This window comes from Marinifilum sp. (genome assembly GCF_965230805.1).
Lineage (GTDB): Bacteria > Bacteroidota > Bacteroidia > Bacteroidales > Marinifilaceae > Marinifilum.
Window position 1 is genome coordinate 1956155 of sequence record NZ_OZ246019.1, and the last position, 18797, is coordinate 1974951.

Annotated in this window: 14 protein-coding genes and 1 riboswitch; of the genes, 11 read left to right on the forward strand and 3 right to left on the reverse strand. The window is 36.8% G+C overall.

Features of this window, described 5'->3' with window-relative positions; genetic code table 11:
- Positions 1–171 precede the first annotated feature (171 nt).
- Positions 172–1206: a UDP-glucose 4-epimerase GalE gene (galE, locus tag ACO05S_RS07775; protein WP_421920955.1), complete on the forward strand. Its 1035-nt coding sequence runs from the start codon at positions 172–174 to the stop codon at positions 1204–1206.
- Between the two features lie 122 nt (positions 1207–1328).
- Complete coding sequence (rfbB, locus tag ACO05S_RS07780) at positions 1329–2384, forward strand: dTDP-glucose 4,6-dehydratase (protein ID WP_421920956.1); 1056 nt, start codon at positions 1329–1331, stop codon at positions 2382–2384.
- A 58-nt stretch (positions 2385–2442) separates the two neighbouring features.
- On the opposite strand, the gene glmS is transcribed toward rfbB, so the two are convergent.
- Both glmS and ACO05S_RS07790 read right to left on the reverse strand, forming a co-directional pair.
- Positions 2443–4278: a glutamine--fructose-6-phosphate transaminase (isomerizing) gene (gene glmS, locus ACO05S_RS07785; protein ID WP_421920957.1), complete on the reverse strand. Its 1836-nt coding sequence runs from the start codon at positions 4276–4278 to the stop codon at positions 2443–2445.
- A 344-nt stretch (positions 4279–4622) separates the two neighbouring features.
- A complete protein-coding gene (locus ACO05S_RS07790) occupies positions 4623–5432 on the reverse strand; it encodes a glycogen/starch synthase (protein ID WP_421920958.1) in 810 nt (269 codons plus the stop codon).
- 192 nt (positions 5433–5624) lie between these two features.
- Here ACO05S_RS07790 and panC point away from each other — a divergent pair, with 192 nt between their 5' ends.
- The 5 genes from panC to ACO05S_RS07815 all read left to right on the forward strand — a co-directional run bounded on the left by panC (position 5625) and on the right by ACO05S_RS07815 (position 9612).
- Complete coding sequence (gene panC, locus ACO05S_RS07795) at positions 5625–6464, forward strand: pantoate--beta-alanine ligase (protein ID WP_421920959.1); 840 nt, start codon at positions 5625–5627, stop codon at positions 6462–6464.
- A gap of 18 nt (positions 6465–6482) precedes the next feature.
- Positions 6483–6833: an aspartate 1-decarboxylase gene (gene panD, locus ACO05S_RS07800; protein WP_421920960.1), complete on the forward strand. Its 351-nt coding sequence runs from the start codon at positions 6483–6485 to the stop codon at positions 6831–6833.
- Between the two features lie 246 nt (positions 6834–7079).
- Positions 7080–7577: a D-glycero-beta-D-manno-heptose 1-phosphate adenylyltransferase gene (gene rfaE2, locus ACO05S_RS07805; RefSeq protein ID WP_421920961.1), complete on the forward strand. Its 498-nt coding sequence runs from the start codon at positions 7080–7082 to the stop codon at positions 7575–7577.
- A 30-nt stretch (positions 7578–7607) separates the two neighbouring features.
- A complete protein-coding gene (gene radA / locus ACO05S_RS07810) occupies positions 7608–8987 on the forward strand; it encodes a DNA repair protein RadA (RefSeq protein ID WP_421920962.1) in 1380 nt (459 codons plus the stop codon).
- Positions 8988–9213: 226 nt separating this feature from the next.
- The gene (locus ACO05S_RS07815) at positions 9214–9612 is read left to right on the forward strand and encodes an HU family DNA-binding protein (protein ID WP_421920963.1); all 399 of its coding nucleotides are present in this window, start codon (positions 9214–9216) and stop codon (positions 9610–9612) included.
- A 179-nt stretch (positions 9613–9791) separates the two neighbouring features.
- Positions 9792–9992: riboswitch (cobalamin riboswitch) on the reverse strand.
- A gap of 66 nt (positions 9993–10058) precedes the next feature.
- On the opposite strand, the gene ACO05S_RS07820 is transcribed toward ACO05S_RS07815, so the two are convergent.
- Positions 10059–12452, reverse strand: a complete 2394-nt coding sequence (locus ACO05S_RS07820) for a transglycosylase domain-containing protein (RefSeq protein WP_421920964.1) — start codon at positions 12450–12452, stop codon at positions 10059–10061.
- 204 nt (positions 12453–12656) lie between these two features.
- On the opposite strand from ACO05S_RS07820, the gene topA reads away from it, so the two are divergent.
- The 4 genes from topA (at position 12657) to gldL (ending at position 18795) form a co-directional block, all read left to right on the forward strand.
- Positions 12657–15044 (forward strand): type I DNA topoisomerase, encoded by a 2388-nt coding sequence (gene topA / locus ACO05S_RS07825; RefSeq protein WP_421920965.1) that lies wholly within the window; start codon positions 12657–12659, stop codon positions 15042–15044.
- A gap of 372 nt (positions 15045–15416) precedes the next feature.
- Complete coding sequence (locus tag ACO05S_RS07830; protein ID WP_421920966.1) at positions 15417–16349, forward strand: type IX secretion system membrane protein PorP/SprF; 933 nt, start codon at positions 15417–15419, stop codon at positions 16347–16349.
- A gap of 45 nt (positions 16350–16394) precedes the next feature.
- Entirely contained in the window at positions 16395–17729 is a 1335-nt protein-coding gene (locus ACO05S_RS07835) for an SUMF1/EgtB/PvdO family nonheme iron enzyme (RefSeq protein WP_421920967.1), read from the forward strand.
- Between the two features lie 46 nt (positions 17730–17775).
- Entirely contained in the window at positions 17776–18795 is a 1020-nt protein-coding gene (gene gldL, locus ACO05S_RS07840) for a gliding motility protein GldL (RefSeq protein WP_421920968.1), read from the forward strand.
- The last annotated feature ends 2 nt before the right edge of the window (positions 18796–18797 follow it).

The window sequence follows — 18797 nt, forward strand, 5'->3', positions numbered from 1 at the left end:
ACACAAATATAAGTAAAAATAAATGTTGCTCAAATGGATTCTTTTCGTGCAAAAAGCAATTGACTCTAAATCAATACATTCCGCAATTAATTTTAAATTAATTAAATTACTGGATCGTTTTACTGAAAAAGGACTTAATTTTACTTATAACATTAATAGACTATACTAATTATGAAAAAACAAATTTTAGTTGCCGGCGGTGCCGGATATATTGGATCACACACTACTGTAGAATTACATAACAACGGTTTTGAAGTTATTGTAGCCGATAATCTTTCTAACTCAAAAATCGAGGTTTTAGACGGTATCGAAGCCATTACTGGAGTCAGGCCAATTTTCGAGATGCTTGATCTTAGCAAGGCAGAAGAAACAGCAGAGTTTTTTAAGAAATATCCCAAATTATCAGCAATAGTTCATTTTGCTGCTAATAAGGCTGTTGGCGAATCGGTTGCAAAACCATTAATGTACTACCGTAACAACTTAAACTCTTTGATGAATATTCTGGAGGCTATGAAGAATCATCATATTCCAAATTTGGTATTCTCTTCATCCTGTACTGTTTACGGTCAGCCTGATATACTTCCTGTAACCGAATCAACTCCAAGAAAAGAGGCCGAATCTCCTTACGGTAATACAAAATCCATTAGCGAAGATATTATTCGTGATTGCCTTAAAGCTAATCCAGAATTGAAAGGTATTGCATTGAGATATTTCAATCCAATTGGAGCACATCCTAGTGCTAAAATTGGTGAATTGCCATTGGGTGTTCCAAACAACCTTATTCCCTTCCTGACTCAAGCAGTAGCCGGAATTCGCCCTGAACTAAATGTGTTTGGAAACGATTACAACACACCTGACGGATCTTGTATCAGAGACTATATTAATGTAGTTGATTTGGCAAAAGCTCATGTTGTAGCAATTGAAAGGTTATTACAAGATCAAAACAAATCTAACTATGAATATTTTAATATCGGCACTGGTAAAGGAGTCTCGGTACTTGAAATAATTAAAGGATTTGAAAGAGCAACAGGCAAAAAAGTTCCGCATAAAATCGTTGACAGAAGACCTGGCGATGTTGAACAAATTTACGCTGATACTTCATTTGCTACCCAAAATTTAGCTTGGAGATCGGAAAGTACACTTGATGATACTTTACTATCTGCATGGAATTGGCAAGTGAGCCTTTTGGAACATCTGACAGAATAACCAAGATGCTTAAATAAATACAAATGAAACGAGCATAATTAAAATAATTATCATACATAAATGACAAGGATTATTTTAATTTTGCGACTTCCATCTTTCATATGAATTAAGTTTATATCTAGATGAAAAAGAAAATACTTATCACAGGAGGTGCCGGCTTTATAGGCTCACATGCAGTTCGCTTATTTGTAAACAAATATCCGGAATATCAAATCGTAAACCTTGATGCACTCACTTATGCCGGCAATCTTGAAAACTTAAAGGATATTGATTCAAAACCAAATTATACTTTTGTCAAAGGTGACATTACCAATTTGGATTTTGTAAGCGAGCTGTTTAAAGATTTTCAATTTGACGGGGTACTGCATCTTGCAGCTGAATCGCATGTTGATCGCTCCATTTCAAATCCATTGGCATTTATTACAACCAACATTGTTGGGACCGTTAACTTGCTAAATGCTGCTAAGGAAATTTGGAAGGACAAAATGGACAACAAGCGATTTTATCACATTTCTACCGATGAAGTGTATGGTTCGTTGGGGGAAACAGGGAAGTTTTTAGAAACCACAGCTTACGACCCAAGAAGTCCTTATTCTGCTTCAAAGGCAAGTTCTGATCATTTGGTTAGAGCTTATTTTCATACCTATAAAATGCCTGTAGTTTTATCAAATTGTTCCAATAATTATGGAGCCAATCAATTTCCAGAAAAATTGATCCCATTGGTAATCAACAATATTAAAAACTCTAAACCGCTTCCTATTTATGGAAAAGGGGAGAATGTTAGAGATTGGTTATTTGTAGAAGATCATGCTTTGGCTATTGATAAGATTTACCACTTTGGCAAAATCGGCGAAACCTATAACATTGGCGGAAACAATGAGTGGGCTAATATCGATTTGGTTAGAAAACTATGCGATATCATGGACAAAAAGTTAAGCCAAGAAGTCGGAACTTCTCAAAACCTAATCACATTCGTGAAAGATCGTGCGGGACACGATATGAGATACGCCATTGATGCATCCAAAATTAAAAATGAATTGGGTTGGGAACCTATTATCCAGTTCGAAGAAGGATTTGAGCAAACCGTTGATTGGTATCTTGCCAACTCCGAATGGTTAAAGCATATCCTTTCGGGAGATTACGAGAAATACTATGAACAGCAATACGAAAAGAGATAAAAAACACAGAGCGATGCCTAATTGACATCGCTCTACCTTTATATCGGGTATTTTTTATTTACTCAACAGTAACAGATTTTGCAAGGTTACGGGGTTGATCCACATTACAGCCACGCAATACCGCAATATAATAGGAGATCAACTGAAACGGAACCACTGTTAACAAAGGAGCTAACGCTTCCAATGTTTCAGGTATTTCAATTACGTAATCTGCCATATCAGCAATTACAGTATCGCCTTCGGTAACAATTGCAATTACATGACCTTTACGAGCTTTTACTTCCTGTATATTGCTGACAATCTTCTCGTAAGATTTATCCTTTGTAGCAGCAACAAATACCGGCATGTGTTCATCAATCAAAGCAATAGGACCATGTTTCATTTCGGCCGCAGGATAACCTTCGGCATGGATATATGAAATTTCTTTCAGTTTTAATGCACCTTCCAAAGCTACAGGGAACAAGAATCCGCGACCTAAGTATAAGGCATTTGTAGATTCAATATATCTTTTCGATAATTCCTTAATGTCATCATTCTTCTCTAGAATCTTAGCAATTTTCTCAGGAAGATTTGCAAACTCTTCAATTAAGCCATGATACTCTTCTTTTACCAGTGTTCCTTTTCTATAACCAACCAACATAGCCATCATGCTAAGTACAGTAACTTGTGCAGTAAACGCTTTGGTTGATGCAACACCAATCTCAGGTCCGGCATGGGTATAAACACCGGCTTCAGTCTCTCTTGGTATACTCGATCCTACCACATTGCAAATTCCCAAAACTGTTGCTCCTGCCTCTTTGGCGAGCTTAATGGCAGCCAATGTATCCGCAGTTTCACCACTCTGGCTAATGGCAAGCACTATATCATCTTCAAAAATAACAGGATTTCTGTAACGAAATTCCGAAGCATATTCAACCTCAACAGGGATTCTGGCAAACTCTTCGAATAAATATTCGCCAACCATTCCGGCATGCCACGAAGTACCACAACCGATAATCAATATTCGTCTGGCGTTTACAAGCTTTGGAATTACATCATTAATCCCGCCAAGGAAGACTTCTTTGTTCTGAACAGATACTCTACCTCTTATGGTATCGTGAATTGAGCTGGTTTGTTCAAAAATTTCTTTTAACATGAAATGCTCATATCCACCTTTTTCGATTTGCTCGATATCTAAATCCAGATGCTGAACATGAGGGGTTAATTTATCATTTTGAAGTGTTTTAAGTACCAATTCATCGCGATTGATAATTGCTACGTCATCATCGTTAAGGTAGATTACACTTTGAGTATACTCGATAATTGGAGTAGCATCGGAAGCCAGAAAATATTCTCCATTACCCACACCAACGACTAGCGGACTCCCTTTTCTTGCAGCAATTAACTGATTTGGTTCATCTTCGCATATCACAACCAGTCCGTATGCTCCTACAACTTTCGTTAATGCCAAACGAACAGCTATTTCGGCAGTAACTTCCCCTTTTAGATAGATATATTCTATCAGGTTAGCCAATACCTCGGTATCTGTTTCACTTTCGAAAGAATAACCTCTTTTAATCAACTTTCCTTTTAGGAACGAATAATTTTCAATAATCCCATTGTGAATAATCACAAACTTATTATTCATTGATCGGTGAGGGTGAGCGTTCTCGTTATTCGGTTCACCATGAGTTGCCCAGCGGGTATGTCCAATTCCAACTGATCCTGAAATATCATAACCCTTTACATAATCCTCTAAATCTTTTACCTTACCCCTGCACTTAAATACCTGAGTTTGATTTGTTCGAAGCGCAATCCCAGCAGAATCGTATCCACGATACTCCAATCTTTTTAAGCCATTGACCAAAATAGGATAAGCATCCTTATCGCCAATATAACCAACTATTCCACACATAAATACACATATTTCAATCTCAATACAATTCGAGATTGGTTTATAATTCTAAATTAGAATAACCTAAGAGCTTATTTTTTTGAGAGTTCGCCTTGCGCTCTTAGAGTTGTCTAAATTATCAATAAATGTCACCTAAAAATATAATAAGTTGGTCTACTCACCAAACTTAACGGCAATTTATATACAAATAAAAAAGTGCATTTTAACAGAGTTTAAAATGCACTTTGATATACTTATATTTTTTCCTATTTGTAAGATGGAAGCCGCAATGTCAAAATAATGATTATCGTTCGTGTATAATAATTATTTTAATCATGCTCGTTTCATCTATAATAACATCTTTACTATTCAGCTACTAATTCATCGTAAAAATTGGAATAAGCTGTAACATACTCTTCTGTATTTTTATACGGCATGAATGGTTTTCCCGAAGCTTCAGCATAAGCCTTAATCTCCTCATTAATATTAGGACTACCCATAATAATGGCATCCGATTGATCGATTGCCAATTTGTGAAGTGCTACATAATTCGCATCTTCAAGGATTTTCACATCCTCTTCTTCAACTCCTTCAATTATCGCTTTTGATTTGAAATCAGAACTAAACGATGTTCCAAATTCATCATTGTAAACAGAGAAAACTACTTTTGTATCGGTAAACAAAGGATCTTCGTTAAAAGCTTTTTTCAAATACAATGGAGTTAATCCTGTAAACCATCCCTGACAATGAACCACATCGGGTGCCCAGCGCAATTTCTTAACCGTTTCTAACACACCGCGGGCAAAGAAAATAGCTCTCTCATCATTATCAGTAAACCCGTCTCCGTTTTCGTCCGTTAAAATTTGTTTTCTGTGGAAATAATCTTCGTTATCAATGAAATACACCTGCATTCTTGCAGCCTGAATCGAAGCAACTTTGATGATCAACGGGTGATCCGTATCATCAATAATTAAATTCATACCAGACAAGCGAATTACCTCGTGTAACTGATTTCTTCTCTCATTAATGCAGCCATATCTTGGCATAAAAGTTCTAATTTCTTTTCCTTTTTCTTGAATTCCTTGTGGAAGATACCTTCCAATTTTAGACATTTCAGTTTCAGGAAGGTAAGGGGTAATTTCTTGTGAAACAAACAATACTTTTGTCTTTTCCATATAGTCGCTTAATATTAATACAGATTATCTGCGCAAAATTAATAAAAATATTTAACAAATTTGATTTACATTAAAGGTTAAAGCACCTACAAAACAATTATATGCACTATTGCTTCTCAGGTATTTAATTATTTATTTTATTTGCAGTCACAACCAAAAACCGTAAAGGTTTTGCAAGATTTTTGAAAAACGATGGAAATAATCAAACTCGTTGCTGAAGCTAAAGGGAAAATCAGCAAGTTGAAAAAGGAGGGAAAAAGCATAGGGTTTGTGCCAACCATGGGTGCTTTGCACGATGGTCATCTATCACTTACCGCAGAGTCAGTTAAAAAAAATGACATCACCGTGGTAAGTATTTTTGTTAACCCAACACAATTTAATAATCCGAACGATTTAGAAACTTATCCAAGATGCATAGATGCAGATTTGGAGAAACTTTCGGAATATCATCCTGATTTTATTTTTATTCCTGAAGTGGAAGAAATGTATCCCGAGCCTGACACTCGAGTGTTTGATTTCGGACATCTTGACTTGGTAATGGAGGGCAAAAACAGACCAGGTCATTTTAATGGAGTTGCACAGGTGGTAAGCAAACTTTTCGACATTGTTACGCCTGACAATGCCTATTTTGGCCAAAAAGATTTTCAGCAAGTAGCTGTTATTAAGCAGATGGTTAGGGAACTTAAATCAAGTGTAAACGTGGTTCCATGCCCCATTATTAGGGAAAAAGACGGCTTGGCAATGAGCTCAAGAAATCTGTTGCTTGATGAAGAGCAAAGAAAAAATGCTTCTAAAATATCTGAAACTTTATTTAAAGCTTGTAACTTAGCGGCCGAATTTAGCGTGAATGAATTGAAAGCATGGGTTGTTGATGAAATCAATAAAAACCCATATCTTTCCATCGAATACTTTGAAATTGTTGATGATACATACCTACAGCCAATTGAAAGTTGGGACGAAAACAATGTTAAAGTTGGATGTATCACCGTTCAGGTAGGTAAGATTCGATTAATTGATAATATAACTTTTTAAATATTAGTTAAAATTAAAATGTACATTGAAGTTTGTAAATCGAAGATTCACAAAGCATCCATAACAGGTGCAGATCTTCAGTATGTTGGTAGCGTAACCATTGATGAAGATCTAATGGATGCGGCAAACCTTATTGAAAATGAGAAGGTTCAGATTGTGAATATTAACAATGGTGAACGCTTAGAGACCTATATTATTCGTGGCGAAAGAGGTTCAGGTACCATTTGCTTGAACGGAGCTGCTGCTAGAAAATGTGCTGTTGGTGATGTGATTATCATCATCTCGTATGCATCTATGGATTTTGAGGAAGCTAAAAATTGGGAGCCAAGCCTGGTATTCCCAGACACAGCAACTAATAAATTGATTTAGATTTTATTTAGAATAAATGCAAAAGCTGATCCTTCAGGATCAGCTTTTTTTTGTAAAAAAATGAAAAACAGATCTCAATACATGATCTCACTTCGAGTTGAGCTTTCATTATAATAATTTGTAATCATTGATACCTTCGTTTTAAATTAGAACATCAACATCCAATTAGTAAGTTTTTTCACTCATTCACAATCCCTCTTGTTACTCTCTCACCAATAACTTAACTTTAGGCAAAATCTTAAAAAAATGGACAAATTACAATTGATAAAAAATAAAATCATCAATAAAAAAGAAGATGTCTTTAACCTATTACAAACCTGGCGATTTAAGGAAGAAAAAATCGTATTCTCAAACGGCTGTTTCGACATTGTTCACCGAGGTCACCTTGAATATCTGGCTTCTGCAGCATCAATGGGAAATAAAATGATTATTGGTTTAAATACTGATTCATCAACACAAAGATTAAAAGGTCCTACTCGGCCAATTAACGACGAATATGCACGTGCGCTTCTGTTAGCTTCACTTGGATATGTTGATATAGTTATTCTTTTTGAAGAAGACACTCCATACAATTTAATAGATTTCGTTCAGCCTGATGTTTTGGTGAAGGGAAGCGACTACAATGCCGAAGATATTGTTGGATATGATATCGTTAAAGCAAAAGGTGGTGAGATCAAAACCCTAGACTTTATAGAAGGCTTCTCTTCAACAGGAATCATTAAAAAAATACAACAAGAAGGATAATTTAAAGCGTTAATTTTTAATTGTAAAAAGTTGGTTGTAAAAGCAAAAACAAAAAGTGCCTGGTTCTGTCAGAATTGCGGACTTGAGTCGGCCAAGTGGGTAGGTAAATGTCCATCATGTGGCGAATGGAATACATTTGTTGAAGAAGTTGTTGTAAAATCTAAAAATGTAAGCATTGGCTCAAACAGCAATGCAAGCAATCCAAGGAACAAACCTTTAAAGATTACTGAAATTTCATCCTCGGAAGAGAAAAGATACAATACCCAAAACTTGGAGTTGAATCGAGTTCTGGGTGGTGGATTGGTTCCTGGATCACTCATCTTAATTGGTGGAGAACCCGGAATTGGAAAGTCTACTTTAGCATTACAGATTGCACTAGATTTAAAAAGCTATAAAACGCTATACGTATCTGGCGAAGAGAGTGCTCAGCAAATAAAACTAAGAGGAAACCGAATAAATTCGGATAACGATAATTGTCTGATTGTGAGTGAAACCTCAATGGAAAATATCTTCTCTCACATTAAAAATACCAATCCAAATATTGTTGTAATCGATTCTATCCAAACGCTTGCTACTGAAAGAATAGAAGCAAGTCCGGGAAGCGTATCTCAAATCAGAGAATGCACTTCGCAATTGCTTCAATATGCCAAGCAATCGGCTACTCCGGTTCTTTTAATTGGACATATTACCAAAGATGGCAATCTGGCCGGACCGAAAATCCTGGAGCATATGGTAGATACCGTACTCCAATTCGAAGGAGATCAAAACCATATGTACAGAATTCTTAGGGCAACTAAAAACCGTTTCGGATCAACATCTGAAATGGGGATTTACGAGATGCAACATACAGGTCTGAGAGAAGTTTCCAATCCATCAGAATTATTACTTTCGCAGGAAGATGACAGCTTAAGTGGAACCGCCATTTCAGCATCGATTGAAGGCATGCGTCCATTCCTGATCGAAATACAAGCACTGGTAAGCTCTGCTGCATATGGTACCCCTCAACGTTCGTCAACCGGATTTGATTTGCGCAGGCTAAACATGCTGTTGGCTGTACTCGAAAAACGCGCAGGATTTCGCTTATCATCAAAAGATGTATTTCTAAATATCGCCGGTGGCATAAAAGTAAACGACCCAGCCATTGATCTGGCCGTCATCATATCCGTACTTTCTTCCAATACAGATATCTCGATCAAGAAAGAAGTCTGTTTTACCGGAGAAATTGGTTTGTCAGGAGAAATCCGTCCCGTAAATCGCATCGATCAGAGAATTAGCGAAGCTGAAAAATTGGGATTCAAGCAAATCTTTATTCCTAAACACAATTCGAAAGGATTGGATATTTCTAAATTCAATATCAAGGTGCACTTGGTAAGTAAGGTTGGTCAGGTGTTTCAAACCCTATTCAGATAGTAAACCATTTGCAAAATGCACTGTAACAAATCAACATTCCTAGCTGTAAACTTGTAGATTCTTACGCTTCATTTTGAGATTTTAATACGTATTAAAGTATATTACAATAAGCGATACGATTAACTTTAATATGTATTATAATTAATTTCAATTTAACCTCTGGTGGTTTTATTTCTAAGCATAAATCAACAAAAACAACTCTTCATTTAAACCAAATTAAGCAGTTATGAGTATAGAATATAAGGTAGTCAAGCATGCAAGTCCTGGAGTAAAAGGCGGTGGAGAATACAAATATTATCCCCGAATAACCAATCGAAGAACGGTTAAAATGAAGGAGCTTTGTGAACACATTGAAAAAATGTCGACCTGTAGCGAGGCTGATGTGATGGCTGTTCTATATACTTTTATATCAGAGATGCCTACTCTATTAAAAAGCAATTGTAGTATTGATCTGGAAGGCTTAGGCATTTTCTCTCTTCATGCGTCGGGAGAAGGATGCGATACCGAAGAGGAAGTTACTGCACGAAAAATTACAAATACCAAAATTGCCTTTCGTCCAAGTAAGAGATTAAAAACTGAAGTATCAGGTACGAAGTTTATAAAGGCAAGAAATATTAAGAGATGATTATATCGACTATTTGACTTTTCCAGACTTTTAGGCAAAAAAAGAGGATGCCTTGGCGAGACATCCTCTATAGTAAAACAGTTACTATGAATTTTTTTCGATTCGAATTGGCATATCGAATCTGCTAGCATCGGAATAGAAAGAATAAATTGAACCTTTCCGCTTTTCATGCCCGAAAGCTAAAATCCATAACTCAGGTAGGTCTTCTGGCTTATTCCGGTTTCCAACTCCTTCCCAACAGGCAACTGCCTGTCAGTGGACACTTGTCGGAAACACAGATTCATTTCTGAATCGGAATTTACAGCTGCGGGGACAGCTCCTGATTTAAACAGGATTCCCTATTATTCTCCTGTCGGAGAACCTGAATCGCAGTACAATTTTAATCAAAATAAGTTGATCTTACAACAGTTTTCAAATCTGATTATTATCTCAGTAGTGAATTCATTTTAGAAGAAATCTTCCTCATCAAAGTCGTCAGAACCAGCATTCGAACCAGCATTTGCCGGCTCATCGCAGTCTAAATTCAAATTCATTCCTCTTGGCTTCTCAAATTCACCTTTCAACAAATTCAGGTTGTTATCCTTATATACTTTTTGCATATACAAAGCCCAAATTGGCAAGGCCATATTTGCCCCCTGTCCTAATCCAATTGTCTCAAATCGAACAGCTCTATCTTCAGCACCAACCCATACACCAGAAACCAATTCAGGCGTGATTCCCATGAACCAACCATCGGAGTGATTTTGAGTTGTACCTGTCTTGCCTCCAATTGGATTATATAAATGATATTTTGATCTTAAACGAACTCCTGTACCCTTATTTACAACACCTTGCAACAAATTTGCCATCAAATAAGCAGTTCTCTCATTCATTACCTCTGATTTTTGTGGAACCGACTGAGCAATTAAGCTGCCTCTACTATCCTCAATTTTGGTAATGAAACGAGGCTTAATATATACCCCTTTGTTAGCAAATGATCCATAAGCGCCCACCATTTCGTAAACCGAAATATCGGATGTTCCAAGAAATATTGAAGGTACAGCCTCAATAGGACTCACAACACCCATTTTGCGAGCCATCGAAACTACCGCTTCAGGTTTGGTTTGTTTTAAAACCCATCCTGAAATATTATTTACAGAATTTGCCAATCCCCATTTTAGTGTTACCATTTCTCCTGCCTTTTTATTGGTTGAGTTTCTGGAAGTCCATGGAGTTCCATCAGGCAAAATAAAAGTTTGAGGTATGTTTGGCACCTTGTCGCACGGACTTAAACCTTCCTGCATTGCCAAGGTATATAAAAAAGGTTTAATGGTTGAACCAACCTGACGCTTCCCCAGAGTAACCATATCGTACATAAAATGCTTGTAGTTAGGTCCGCCAACATAAGCTCTTACCTCTCCTGTTTGGGGAACCATCGACATGAAACCAGCTCGCAAAAATCCTTTGTAATACAACATGGAATCCATTGGAGAAATAATGGTATCTCGTTCGCCTTTCCATGTAAATATTTTCATTTTAACAGGCTTTTTAAAGTTTTCTTTGATTTGTTTAAAAGACAAGCCCTTCTTTTTTAGCACACGATGTCTTTCGCTTCTGCGGATGGAAAGATCCATCTGATGCTCGAACTCCTTATCACTTAAATCATCTGAGAATGGTGGGTTTCTATGACTCTCTTTTTCCCTGTCAAATGCCTTCTGTAAATCAAGCCCCAAATGTTCTTCTACTGCCTGTTCAGCGTATTTTTGCATTCGCAAATCAAGAGTCGTGTATATCTTTAAACCATCCTTATATATATTATATGGTGTACCATCTGATTTCTGATTTTTATTGCACCATCCATAAAAGGGATTGATTTCCCATTCCAAAGAATCACGCTTAAACTTTTGCATGTTCCATGAAGGATAATTCTTTCTTTCCGGCTTCCTGGCAGTAAGAGACATTCGCAAATACTCTCTAAAGTATGGAGCCATTCCACGTTTATGATCCACTTTTTGGTAATCGATACCCAATGGCAATTGTTTTAATGAATCAGCAAGTTGATTCTCTAAATAACCATACTTCACCATTTGCGAAAGAACTGTATTACGTCTTCTTTGGGTAAGTTCCGGTCTTCTAAGCGGATTGTAGTAGGAAGAGTTCTTTGCCATTCCCACCAGCATAGCAGCTTGTTCAATCCGTAAAGAATCGGGTGTAGTGTTAAAGTATACATTAGCAGCCGATTTAATCCCAACCGCAAGATTTAAGAAATCATACTTGTTAAAATACATTGTCATGATTTCTTCTTTAGTATAACTTCTTTCAAGCTTTACAGCGATAATCCATTCCCTAAACTTTCTAAAAACAATATCGAGTTTACTTGTAAATTCTTCTCTTGGGAAAAGCATTTTGGCAAGCTGCTGCGAGATGGTACTACCTCCACCAGCATTTCTATCTCTTGTGATTAATCCTTTGGCCACACGTCCTAAACCACGTAGATCGATTCCCGAATGGGTCTCAAATCTAACATCTTCGGTAGCAATTAAAGCATCAATTAAGTAAGGTGACAATTCATCATGATCGATAAAAGAACGGTTCTGGAAATAGAATTTTCCCAGAAGTTCTCCATCAAAAGTATATATTTCTGTTGCCAAACTGCTTTTGGGATTCTCCAGCTCTTCAAATGTAGGCATGAATCCAAAAGTCCCGTTAGATACACCCGTAAACAAAAGAACAATAGCAGTAAGCCCTACTAAAAAAACCGACCAAAAAATGAAAAAAGCTTTCTTGTAAGTTTTAAAAGGCGACTCTTTACATGTTTCCCTTCCAGGATCATTTTCCATATTAGGATTGATTTCTGTCATAGTCCGTAAGTTTTTATTGCGTGGTAAAAATAGCAAATTAAATTCTAAGATTTAAGACGTATTTTTCTTCATTTTATTTGATTATTAGACTACATTCTTATAATCCTTTCTTAAAATAATTCGCGCAAAATTTTGAACTTAGCTCGCTTATTGTTTTACTTTGCAAAAAATTTTAACCAAAACTTTCCAAAGAATAGATTCGAGATGGTAGAGAATTTAGTAATAGTTGAGTCCCCTGCAAAAGCAAAAACAATCGAGAAATTTTTAGGTAAGGATTTCTTGGTAAAGTCGAGCTTTGGGCACATAAGGGATTTGGAAAAAAAGGATTTTGGGATTGATATTAAAAACAATTTCACACCTAAATATATTGTATCTACTGACAAAAAAAAGGTAGTTACTGAGTTAAAGAAATTGGCAAAGGAAGCCTCTACAGTATGGATCGCATCCGATGAAGACCGCGAGGGAGAGGCCATTGCCTGGCACTTATTCGAGGTGTTGAAATTGAAAAAAGAAAACACAAAGAGAATTGTATTCCATGAAATTACAAAGAATGCAATTTTAAATGCAATCGAAAATCCTCGTGATATTGATGACAATTTGGTTAATGCGCAGCAAGCAAGAAGAATTTTAGATAGATTGGTGGGGTTCGAAATTTCGCCGGTATTGTGGAAAAAAGTAAAGCCTCAACTTTCAGCAGGACGTGTTCAATCTGTTGCCGTGCGTCTTTTGGTTGAAAGAGAAAGAGAGATCATTGCATTTAAACATGAAGTATACTACAAAGTGGTAGCCAATTTCTTGATTACCGAAGAAAATAGAAATACCAAAACCTTAAAAGCAGAATATCCAAAACGCTTCGCCACCAAAGAAGAAGTTCTTCTTTTTCTGGAAAGTTGTAAAAATGCAGAATATAAGGTTAGCGATATTGAAAAGAAACCATCAACTCGTAAGCCTGCAGCTCCTTTTACAACTTCAACCCTGCAGCAGGAAGCTAGTAGAAAGTTAGGATTTTCGGTATCACAGACCATGGCAGTTGCTCAGCGCTTGTACGAGGCCGGAAATATTACTTACATGAGAACAGATTCGGTAAATCTGGCGGACACTGCACTTGCTGCTGCAAAACAAGAAATTACCAATCGCCATGGCGAAGAGTATGTAAAAATCAGAAAATACCAAACCAAAAATAAAGGAGCTCAAGAAGCTCACGAGGCAATCCGTCCTACTTACCTAAATAAAGATGTAGTTGAAGGAGGGTCAAATGAAATTCGTTTGTACAACCTAATTTGGAAAAGAACCATTGCTTCGCAAATGAGTGATGCCAAATTAGAGAAAACCAATATAAAGATCGCAGCATCAACAAATGGTGAAGAGTTTGTGGCTACCGGAGAAATGATCAAATTCGATGGTTTCCTAAAAGTTTATATGGAATCAACTGATGATGAGAATGGCAAACAAGAAGAAACCTTATTGCCGGCAGTTAAAGTCAATGATGTGGTAGATGAGAATTTCCTGAATGCCACCGAAAACTTTACCTATCGTCCTCCAAGGTATACAGAAGCAAGCCTCGTGAAAAAGCTTGAGGAACTTGGTATTGGCAGACCATCTACCTATGCACCAACAATTACAACGGTTCAAAATCGTGGCTATGTAGTTAAAGAATCCAGAGATGGGTTCGAAAGAAAGTATCAGGTAATTAATCTGAAAGACAACAACATTTCGGAGGAAGTAAAAACACAAATTACAGGAGCCGAAAAAAGAAAACTTTTCCCCACAGATATAGGAATGGTGGTTACCGATTTCTTGAACGAACATTTCCCGAATGTAATGAATTACAATTTTACTGCTGATGTTGAGAAAGAGTTCGATGACATCGCTTTGGGTAAAATGATCTGGCATGAAATGATAGGTAAATTCTATAATCCATTTCATGATAATGTTGAAAAAACACTTGAACATTCTGAGAGATCAACAGGAGAAAGAATTTTAGGCGAAGATCCTAAAACAGGGAAAGTAATTTTAGTGCGTATCGGTAGATATGGCCCAATGGCTCAATTAGGCGAAACTCCTGAAGATAAAGAGGGTGAAGCCCCTAAATTTGCAAGTTTACGTCCAGGTCAGCATTTGGAAACCATTACCCTTGAGGAAGCTATTGATTTGTTTAAACTACCCCGAGACCTTGGTTTGTATGAGGACAAGAAAGTAGTTGTAGCAATTGGTCGTTTTGGGCCATATGTTCGTCACGATGGCAAATTCGCATCGCTTAAGAAAGATGTAGATGATCCAATGGAAATTGATTTGCCACGTGCAATCGAATTAATTGAAGAAAAGAGGAAAAAGGATAGGGAAAAATTCATTAAAGCATTTGATGAAGATCCGGACCTACAAATCCTAAATGGCCGCTGGGGACCTTACATTGCATATCAGAAAGAGAATTTCCGTTTGGCAAAAGATATCGAAGACCCTAAAGCTTTGAGCTTTGAAGATTGCATGAAAATTATCAAAGAAGCTCCTAAAAAGAAAACAAGTGCCAAAAAGACTATTACAAAAAGGAAAACGGCAACGACAAAGAAAAAGTCAACCGTTACTAAGAAATAATCTTCTAAAAACTAAAGGGCTGTTCTTAATTCATGAACAGCCCTTTTTTATTGCAGTTTTTGAATGAAGCATTTTTATGCTACATGGCTTTATTGTTAAAGCTAATTATAAAATTTAAAAATGCATTAACAAAATAAAGAAATCACCGTAAATAGGAATTGCGTAATCTAATCAAAGGCCATTGATATAGTATTCGTTATCCTTTTCAATCGTTTAATTTAATGTTTTGATAACAAATAATACATCATAAATAGACATTTGAAATTAGTTGATAAAAGTGCTTGAAGCTCTGATAAAACTTGTAAGGACGATTTATTTTTATTTACTTTACTCCTCGCAGTTTTTGACCAATACTGAACTATATAATATTTCATGAAAAGAATAATTTTCTGCATAATGTTTATTTGTTTTGCTCTGATTTTGAGAGCACAACAAGACCCACAGTTCAGTCAGAATATGTTTAATATCCTTTCCGTGAATCCAGCTTATGCCAGTGCCGAAAAGGATATGCTTGTATCGGTAATTAACCGCCAGCAATGGGTCGGATTCGATAACGCACCGCTTACTACAGTTGTAAACCTAAGCGTACCAGTTAAATTTGGAGGTACGAGTCATGGCTTAGGGCTTTCAATTGTTAGAGATGAGCTAGGTTTTGAAAAGAATACAGGAGTAAAATTCAGTTATTCTTATCAAAACAAGATGAATAATGGTTCTTTGCATTTTGGTGTTAGTGTTGGATTTCAAAACAACGCATTAAAAGGAGATTGGTTTGTGCCTGAAGGGAATGATTTCACTTCTGTTCAGGATGATTTAGGATCGGCCACAATTGATGAAGGTAAAATGGTATTGGATCCAAGTTTAGGATTTTTTTACCTAAGCGATAACTTTTATGCAGGTCTTTCCGTATTGCATGTCACGGAGCCATCTGTTGCCTATAGTGAATCGGTTGAAATATATTTGGCGAGACATTATTATGCAACTGCGGGATACACGCTTAAGCTAGATGAAACTTGGGAAGTATTACCATCCGTTTTTTACAAAACTGATGCTGTTGTTTCACAAATTGATATAAACAGTTTATTACGATACAATAAAAAGATTTGGGGAGGCGTTTCATATAGAGTCGACGATGCAATTGTTGGGATGGTTGGAGTTTTATTCAACAATGGAATTCAAATTGGATATGCTTATGACATTTCAACATCAAAAATTGCAAAAGCGTCGCACGAGTTTCTGTTAACGTACAGATTCAATACTAAATTGGAAAGCCGAAATCAAAAATATAAGAGTATTCGATTTTTATAAAAAAGATTAAAAATCTGTGCTTTTAGCACAATTTACAAAACCACTATGAATAAACTACTTACAACACTAGGTGTAATTGTTTTATTGTTCTTGTCATCGTGTGGAAGCCGCACAGGTAATGGAGAACTTGTTGGTGCCGGTCAAAGAGGAAAATGGTTTGAGCCAAAACCTTATGGTATGGTACAAATTCCGAGAGGAAGTTTTACAATGGGACCCAATGATCAAGACGTAGCTTGGGCGCTAAATGCTTCAGCTAAAAATGTTTCTGTTGAATCTTTTTGGATGGATGAAACAGAAGTGACCAATAATGAATATCGTCAGTTTGTATACTGGGTGCGAGACTCTATAGCCCGTCAGTTACTAGGACAACAATACGAATCATTTCTAATTGCCGAAGACGAAAATGGCAACCCCATTGATCCTCCTTTCATTAATTGGGAAGAAAGATTAGAATGGGACGACGAAGAGTACATTGAAGTTCTGGAAGAAATGTATTTGCCAGAACACGAAAGATTTTTCCGCAACAAAGAAATTGACACCAGAAAACTGAAATATCAGTACGAATGGGTTGATTTGCAACAAGCAGCAAAAAAATCAAATCGTTACAACTACGAAACAGGTGAGTACGAAGGAATGGTTGATGATTACAAAGGAGGAAGAAAACAGATTGAAGACAGATCTTCTTTTATCATGAAAGAAGCATTAAATATCTATCCAGATACTCTTTGTTGGATTCAAGATTTTACCTACTCGTATAACGACCCTTGGACCAAGCAATATTTCTGGCATCCAGGCTACGATGATTACCCGGTTGTTGGGGTATCCTGGAAGCAGGCGAGCGCTTTCTCTATCTGGAGAACTCGATTCCACAATTCTGCATTAAAACAGGAAGGTGATTACCCGGTACAGGATTACCGTTTGCCTACCGAATCGGAATGGGAATATGCCGCTCGTGGTGGGATTTCTCAAAATATGTACCCTTGGGGTGGTCCATATACAAGAAACGATCAGGGTTGTTTCCTTGCCAACTTTAAGCCATTGCGTGGCAACTATGTTGATGATGGTGGTTTAGTAACTCTTCCTGTAGGAAGCTATGAACCAAATGAATTTGGCCTTTATGATATGGCAGGTAATGTTGCAGAATGGACTTCCGGGGCTTACGATGAATCAGCCTATTCTTTTACACACGATATGAATCCGAATTATGAATACAATGCACTTCCGGATGATCCTCCGGCATTAAAGAGAAAAGTAATTAGAGGTGGATCATGGAAAGACATTGGTTACTATTTGCAATGCGCAACCAGAACCTACGAATATCAGGATACTGCAAAATCGTATATCGGCTTTCGCTGTGTAAGAACTCATTTAGGTAGATAATCTACTCATAAACATTTTATTTTAAGACCTTTTCATTAGATCAGACATGAATATTACAGAACTGGTACAATCTCCGAGATGGAAGAAATTTATGGGCTACGTTTATGGTTGGGGAGCTTCAATTGTACTTATCGGTGCCTTATTTAAAATTATGCATTATCCTTACGCAGGATTATTATTAACCATTGGTATGTCTGTAGAGGCAATTATCTTTTTCTTTTCAGCTTTTGAACCTCCACACGAACAACCGGACTGGAGCTTGGTTTATCCCGAACTTATAGGTTTAGAACCCAGAGAAACAATGGTTTCAGGAGGAGGTGTTCAGCTTGAAGGACTAGAGCAATTGCAACAATTATTGGAAAAAATAAGTGTTGAGCCAGATAAATTATCTCACTTAAGTGCTGGTTTAGCAAAATTAACCAATGCAGCTAATAATTTATCTAATCTGTCAGATGCTGCCAAAGTAACAGATGGTTACATTCAGACCATTCAGAAAGCTTCTGAATCGGTTGGAGAATTTTCTGGTAAGTATGCAGATACAAATCAGAAGTTGTCTGAATCCGCAAATCAATTAAGTGCTTCCTACCAAGGTGCAGCTTCATACATTGAAAACTCAGGAAAAGATTTTGCTAATAAATTGCAAGCTTCTTACCAGGCTACAGCATCATCGATTGAAAGTTCAGGTAAGGATTTTGCAAACAAGGTAAACGAGTCAGGTAACAACCTATTGAATTCATATCAGAAAATCGACCAGTCTTTGCAAAACGATTTTGGTAAGATTTCCGAAAATACTGGAAGCTTTAATACCTCAATGGAAGCAATGAATAAAAACCTATCATCGCTGAATGCGATTTATGAACTGCAATTGAAGCAAAGTAATCAACAAATGGAGAACTCTAAAACCGTACATCAAGATTTAGATCAAGTACTTCAGACCTTGACAGCAAGCCTGGAAAATGCAAAGGTTTACCGTAAGGAAACAGAACAACTGAACCAAAATCTATCGGCACTAAATACCATTTATGGTAACATGCTAAGTGCAATGGATCAATCTAAAAAGAACTAGTA

What these genes read in the sequence shown, in the direction of transcription:
- ACO05S_RS07835 (WP_421920967.1), top strand. Translation starts at nt 16,395, where the DNA reads ATGAATAAACTACTTACAACACTAGGTGTAATTGTTTTATTGTTCTTG.
- galE (WP_421920955.1), top strand. Translation starts at nt 172, where the DNA reads ATGAAAAAACAAATTTTAGTTGCCGGCGGTGCCGGATATATTGGATCA.
- panC (WP_421920959.1), top strand. Translation starts at nt 5,625, where the DNA reads ATGGAAATAATCAAACTCGTTGCTGAAGCTAAAGGGAAAATCAGCAAG.
- rfaE2 (WP_421920961.1), top strand. Translation starts at nt 7,080, where the DNA reads ATGGACAAATTACAATTGATAAAAAATAAAATCATCAATAAAAAAGAA.
- glmS (WP_421920957.1), bottom strand. Translation starts at nt 4,278, where the DNA reads ATGTGTGGAATAGTTGGTTATATTGGCGATAAGGATGCTTATCCTATT.
- ACO05S_RS07815 (WP_421920963.1), top strand. Translation starts at nt 9,214, where the DNA reads ATGAGTATAGAATATAAGGTAGTCAAGCATGCAAGTCCTGGAGTAAAA.
- gldL (WP_421920968.1), top strand. Translation starts at nt 17,776, where the DNA reads ATGAATATTACAGAACTGGTACAATCTCCGAGATGGAAGAAATTTATG.
- ACO05S_RS07790 (WP_421920958.1), bottom strand. Translation starts at nt 5,432, where the DNA reads ATGGAAAAGACAAAAGTATTGTTTGTTTCACAAGAAATTACCCCTTAC.
- ACO05S_RS07820 (WP_421920964.1), bottom strand. Translation starts at nt 12,452, where the DNA reads ATGACAGAAATCAATCCTAATATGGAAAATGATCCTGGAAGGGAAACA.
- rfbB (WP_421920956.1), top strand. Translation starts at nt 1,329, where the DNA reads ATGAAAAAGAAAATACTTATCACAGGAGGTGCCGGCTTTATAGGCTCA.
- ACO05S_RS07830 (WP_421920966.1), top strand. Translation starts at nt 15,417, where the DNA reads ATGAAAAGAATAATTTTCTGCATAATGTTTATTTGTTTTGCTCTGATT.
- topA (WP_421920965.1), top strand. Translation starts at nt 12,657, where the DNA reads ATGGTAGAGAATTTAGTAATAGTTGAGTCCCCTGCAAAAGCAAAAACA.
- panD (WP_421920960.1), top strand. Translation starts at nt 6,483, where the DNA reads ATGTACATTGAAGTTTGTAAATCGAAGATTCACAAAGCATCCATAACA.